This is a genomic window from Nostoc sp. CCY 9925, assembly GCF_963920935.1.
GTDB lineage: Bacteria > Cyanobacteriota > Cyanobacteriia > Cyanobacteriales > Nostocaceae > Nostoc.
In genome coordinates this window covers 1-5238 of sequence record NZ_CAWUDO010000213.1, presented here as the reverse complement: position 1 = coordinate 5238, position 5238 = coordinate 1, and the positions used below count along the sequence as shown (strand labels likewise).

The 5238-nt window shown below is 39.8% G+C and carries 5 protein-coding genes; all 5 read left to right on the top strand.

The annotated features are described in order from the left end of the window. Positions 1–2392, top strand: a 2392-nt coding sequence (locus ACM0OY_RS39385) for a DDE-type integrase/transposase/recombinase (protein WP_414574134.1), incomplete at its 5' end; no start/stop codon positions are given. Beyond that, positions 2392–3498 (top strand): ATP-binding protein, encoded by a 1107-nt coding sequence (locus tag ACM0OY_RS39380; protein ID WP_414574133.1) that lies wholly within the window; start codon positions 2392–2394, stop codon positions 3496–3498. The genes ACM0OY_RS39385 and ACM0OY_RS39380, both read left to right, overlap by 1 nt. Then, positions 3488–3844 carry a hypothetical protein gene (locus ACM0OY_RS39375; RefSeq protein ID WP_414574132.1) on the top strand — a complete coding sequence of 119 codons (357 nt, stop codon included), beginning with the start codon at positions 3488–3490 and terminating at the stop codon, positions 3842–3844. Before ACM0OY_RS39380 ends, ACM0OY_RS39375 begins: the two co-directional genes overlap by 11 nt. Then, a complete protein-coding gene (locus ACM0OY_RS39370) occupies positions 3751–4230 on the top strand; it encodes a TniQ family protein (RefSeq protein WP_414574135.1) in 480 nt (159 codons plus the stop codon). The genes ACM0OY_RS39375 and ACM0OY_RS39370 overlap by 94 nt, the downstream gene beginning before the upstream one ends. Before the next feature lie 399 nt (positions 4231–4629). Then, positions 4630–5142, top strand: coding sequence for a TnsA endonuclease N-terminal domain-containing protein (locus ACM0OY_RS39365; protein WP_414574131.1), 513 nt, complete (start codon positions 4630–4632; stop codon positions 5140–5142). Positions 5143–5238: the final 96 nt, after the last annotated feature.

Genomic DNA, 5238 nt, shown 5'->3' with positions numbered 1-5238 from the left:
CAACAAGTTGACTGAATTGAATCCGAATCGCTATTGCAAAAACTTAGATGGCAAGTGGCATTGTCCCCCAGGTGAAGAATACGCTCATCGTCATGGTTTGGACTTTTACGTATGGTCAAATGCTCTGATTAATTGGAACTGCCAACAAAATCTAATTTGGCTATCAGATTATTTCGGATACTCATCAGGAATTCTCGACGAAACCGAGCAAAGTTTAATTTTAGACACAGTAAAAAATCATTTAGCAATAACCCTGGCAGAACTGTTACAAATTGAAGAAATAAATCCTGATGTAATTTATTGGTTAATTGCCACCGATAAACTTTATGTAGAACTTAATAAAGTCAAACTCTCGCAACCAGAAACAGTACTCGTATTTATTAACAAAGATGTTGCTTTATCTTATGAGCAACTTAACTCAATAGAGTCAAAAACTCAAGATAGTAATCAAATATTACTCCAAATAGCAGTAGGTACTAATATTTCTTGGGATGGAGAGTCATGGGAGATAGTAAATACTGGGACGACTGCTACTGGATTATTACGTGCAGATGGCAAATTTATAGAACTACCAAATGTAGCATTCACAGCATTGATTGATACAGGTAAAATTGTACGAGTTGAGACAAAACAAACCGCAAATATTCAAGCAGTGGCGGCGGAAATTATTCAAAGAGCAACTTGTGAAGATATTATTGAAGCCAACCGTCGCTACAATTTAATACAACCATACTTAGGAGATAATCCGAGAGCATATCCAAGCAGCACAATCCGTCGTTGGCGTACTCAATACCAAAAAGCTTTACTCATCTACGGTCATGGATACCTGGGATTGCTGCCCAAGCATAAAAGTAAAGGCAATCGTACTCCCAAAATTGATTCTCAAATCCAAGAATTTATGCTCGAATTTATCATAGAGCATTATGAAACACCCAAACAACGCAGAAAATTACGGGTCTACGAGGCATTTGTCTTCGCGTGCCAAAACCATGAACCCCCATTGAAACCACCATCGAGAATCACATTTTGCCAAGCAATTAAACAGCGAAGAGGGCACAATCAAACCAGAAAACGTCTTGGTAATCGAGCAGCTATTGCCGAAGAACCATTTTATTGGGAATTAGAGCAGACTACTCCACAACATGGTAGTCGTCCCTTCGAGATTGTCCATATTGACCATACTCAAATTGACATTGAATTAGTCAGTTCCCTGAAATCTCTAACTAATTGTTATGTTGCTACAAACAACTCAATTCATCACAATTTAGGTCGTCCTTGGGCAACCTTGATGGTTGATGCATATAGTCGAAGAATTTTATCAGTTTATCTGACCTTCGATGAGCCAAGCTACCGTGATTGTATGATGGTAATTCGCATATGCGTTGCTAGATTTGGACGGTTTCCGCAAAATATTGTTGTAGATAATGGAAAAGAATTTCACAGTCACTATTTTGAACAATTATTAGCATCTTATACTTGCACGCTGAAGTATCGCCCTCCAGCACATGCTCGGTTTGGTTCAATTGTTGAAAGACTATTTGGCACCGCGAACACGCAGTTTATTCATGAGTTGCAAGGTAACACCCAAATTAAACGCCTTCACCGTAAAGTTACCAAATCTGTCAGTCCAGAAATATTAGCAATTTGGACATTAGAAGAACTGTACTCTGCCTTTTGTGAATGGGCATATTCGGTTTATGACCAACGATTGCATCCGGCATTAGGTACTAGTCCGTGCGATGCTTTTGTCACCGGATTAGCAACAGGTGGAAGTCGCTTACACCGAAGAGTAGCATATGACGAATTATTCCAGATTCTGACTCTACCAGCACCAGATCAACGAAAGCGTAAAGTTCAACCAGGAAAGGGTGTCAAAATACACAATATTTATTACTGGGCAGATGTATTCCGTGATCCAGAAATCGAAAAATCAATGCTGTGGGTTCGTTACGACCCTTGGAATGCAGGAATTGCTTATGCACTAGCACAAGGACAGTGGGTAAAATGCATTTCTTCTTACTATCAATACTTCCAAGGACGTTCCGAAAAAGAAATCCGGCTTGTCAGTGCAGAACTTAATCAGCGGCAACGCAATTATGGGCGAAAATTAACAATAACTGATAGAGAACTTGTAGAATTTTTAAACTCAAAACATGCTCAAGAAGGCGCTATTCTCAAACAACGCTTGCGCGATGCTGAACATGAAAAAGTTCACAAAATTATTCAAAATAATTTCATCCCCGAACCAAGTTTACATTTGTCAGAATTTCCAGCAGCAGAAAATAATTATTTTCCAGAAAATGACTCGACCAATGAAGATAAAAATTGTGAAAGAATCAGCAATTTAAGTGCAAATGCCACAGAAACCCTTGAATATTATGGAGAGTTCTAATGGCACATGATTATAGCTTTCCTCAAGAATTACTAACTCTACCTATTGTTGACAGAATTGCTTATTTTCAGCAATATACAATGGCACATCCCAAATTATTAAGAGCAGCAGAAACACTCAAAAATGCAATTGATGAGCCAGCGTTCTTTTCTTTAATCTTTTTATTTGGGCCAACAGGTGTGGGGAAAACCACCTTATTACGTCGCATCACACAAAAGTTACTAGCTTCTTTTCAAACAGAAATGGAACTAGATAAAGGTTTTATTCCTATCGCTAATATCGAAGTAGCTACCCCTGAATTTAGTAATTTTGATTGGAAAGATTTTTATCTACGTGCTCTGGGCGTTCTCCAAGACCCATGCATTCAGTTACCTGGTTCTGGTCGAATTACTAATTTGAAGTTGAAAACATCATTAGAAGCTGCACTTAAACATCGTCGTCTGAAAGTTTTTTGCATTGATGAGGCACAAAATTTCAGTAAAGTTGCCAGTGGTCGTAAATTACGTGACCAGACTGACTGTATTAAGTCCCTAGCAAACCTGACCGGGGTCAAATTTGTGCTAGCAGGTACTTATGACTTATTGATACTTCGTAACTTGAGTGCCCAGTTATGCAGACGCAGCGTGGATATTCATTTTGAACGCTACAAAGCTGAGAATGAAGAAGATTTAAAAGCTTTCAGAGGTGTTGTTCAAACTTTCCAACGTCATTTACCTTTTGAACAAGAGCCTGATTTACTTCAATACTGGGATTTTTGCTACGAACGCAGTTTCGGTTGTGTCGGTATTCTCAAAGATTGGTTATCTCAAGCATTGGCAACGGCATTACTGGAGGGAGCTAAAACTCTCACTCTGTCACATTTAAAATCTTCTGCTTACTCTCATGAACAATGCATAATTATCGTCAATGAAACAAGATTGGGAGAAAAGCAACTTGAGTTCACCTCGGATAGTTCGGCTTTGAGAATTGCTTTGGGTTTGGAATCTCATCAGGTGTCAGTTACACATAGCACATCCCAGACAACCAAAACTCAATCTCGTCGTTCTGCTACTGGTAACACTAAACCTCAACGTCGTCCTGTTGGAGGTGGTGAAAATGTCGGTTGAAAGTTTGGCTAATTATGAGTCGTGGGACTTAACGATGAACCAACTTCCAAAACGCAGCCATCTTTATTCTCTTAAACCAATAGGTTTTGGTACACCCACAGTTGAAAGTTTTACTAGTTACTTACAGCGCTTGGCTGCTGCACATGGTGTCTCGATTGCTAGTTTAATTCGCTATAAAATTACGCCGTTATTTATCCAGAGCCACCAACCACCCAATTTCTTGAAAATTCCTGGCGACTTAACTTCAATCATATTTTCCATACTGAACAACGTTGGTGTCCTGGTTGCTATCAAGACTGGCGTGAAGCGGGAAAACCTATCTATATCCCTTTGTTGTGGACAATAGAAGCTGTCAGTGTTTGTCCAGTTCACCAACGTTACCTGCAACTGCGATGCTTGTACTGTGGTTGTTTTCAACCATTTCTCAATTTGGAATGCCATTGTCTTGGCTATTGTTGTGCGTGTAATGCATGGCTCGGTCGGTTTTTCGACAATACTGCTAAATCTCAGGGGTCTCGGTTTGATTGGGAAAAGTGGGCTGCTCAATCTGTCGGCCAGATTTTCGCTGCTATGCCAACACCTAGTGAGAGTTCTTTTTCTCCAGAACCTCAAAAGTTCAAATATCCGCGAAAACCTACTCTCACTAGGTTTTTAAGGTGGTGTTACAAGCTAGGAATTAACCCACATGAGGGTTTGCAAATTCTCTCGATTATACCGAGTGTAATCAGTTGAACCCAGACCAGAGTTACTCGACGGTGCTTCCCTTATCTAAGTAAGCATAAATTGAGCAACCCGGTTTGAAACCATAAAGTGAGCAATTTGCTCATCTTATGCTTACAGTGACAACGACTATATAACGCCACAACACAAAATAAGAGACCCTTATCTTTTATCCGACAAAAAATACGATATAAACTACTTCCCTTGATGTAGAGGAATAAAAAAGTTCAACAATAAATAATAAAGTCCAACAATAAATAAAAAAGTTCTACAATTTCTGGATGTGCATGGTCTGGGCAGATCCAGAAAGGTAAGCTTTATGGCGAGAGGTAGGCAGGAGTGGACTCAAGCCAAGTTTGAGCGCTACATCAAAGAAGGTCGCGGTCAAGGTAGTGGAGAGAAGTATAAGCCTTGGATCACTCTGTCTCCGATTTCCCCTCAATGGGCAGATCGGCAAGAAGCCCTGGTTGGAAGACCAATCGAGTGCATCATTTCTTATCAGACCATGAGCGGCGACTGTTTTATCTGTTCGAGTGGTCAGATATTGTCGTAGATATCAGGGAGCAATTCCCCCTGCTCAACCTAGAATTATGTACGAGTATCGCTAATGACATGGGAATGAAATACCCCACTGACCCAGTTAGCGGTATACCTTACGTTTTAACTACTGACTTCATGCTAACAGCCAATAAATCGGGTAAGTCAGTTCAAATTGCTCGAACAGTCAAACCATCTTCAGATTTGGAAAAAAAATCAGTAGCTGAGAAATTTGAGTTAGAAAGACGCTATTATGCTGACCAAAATATTGACTGGGGAATTGTAACAGAAAAAGAAATTCCCAGGCTTTTAGCTCTGAATATCGAGTGGATTCATTCTTCCTACTCGTTAGAAGCGACTACCGAAATGGCAGTTGATGTGACTTGAATCATAAAATGGTTCTTGGCAACTTTTGGTGATCTTGGTTTGTGTGACTTAAAGGAAAAGATTGCCGAAAATTAAAGGATAAGCTTGCCGCATCAA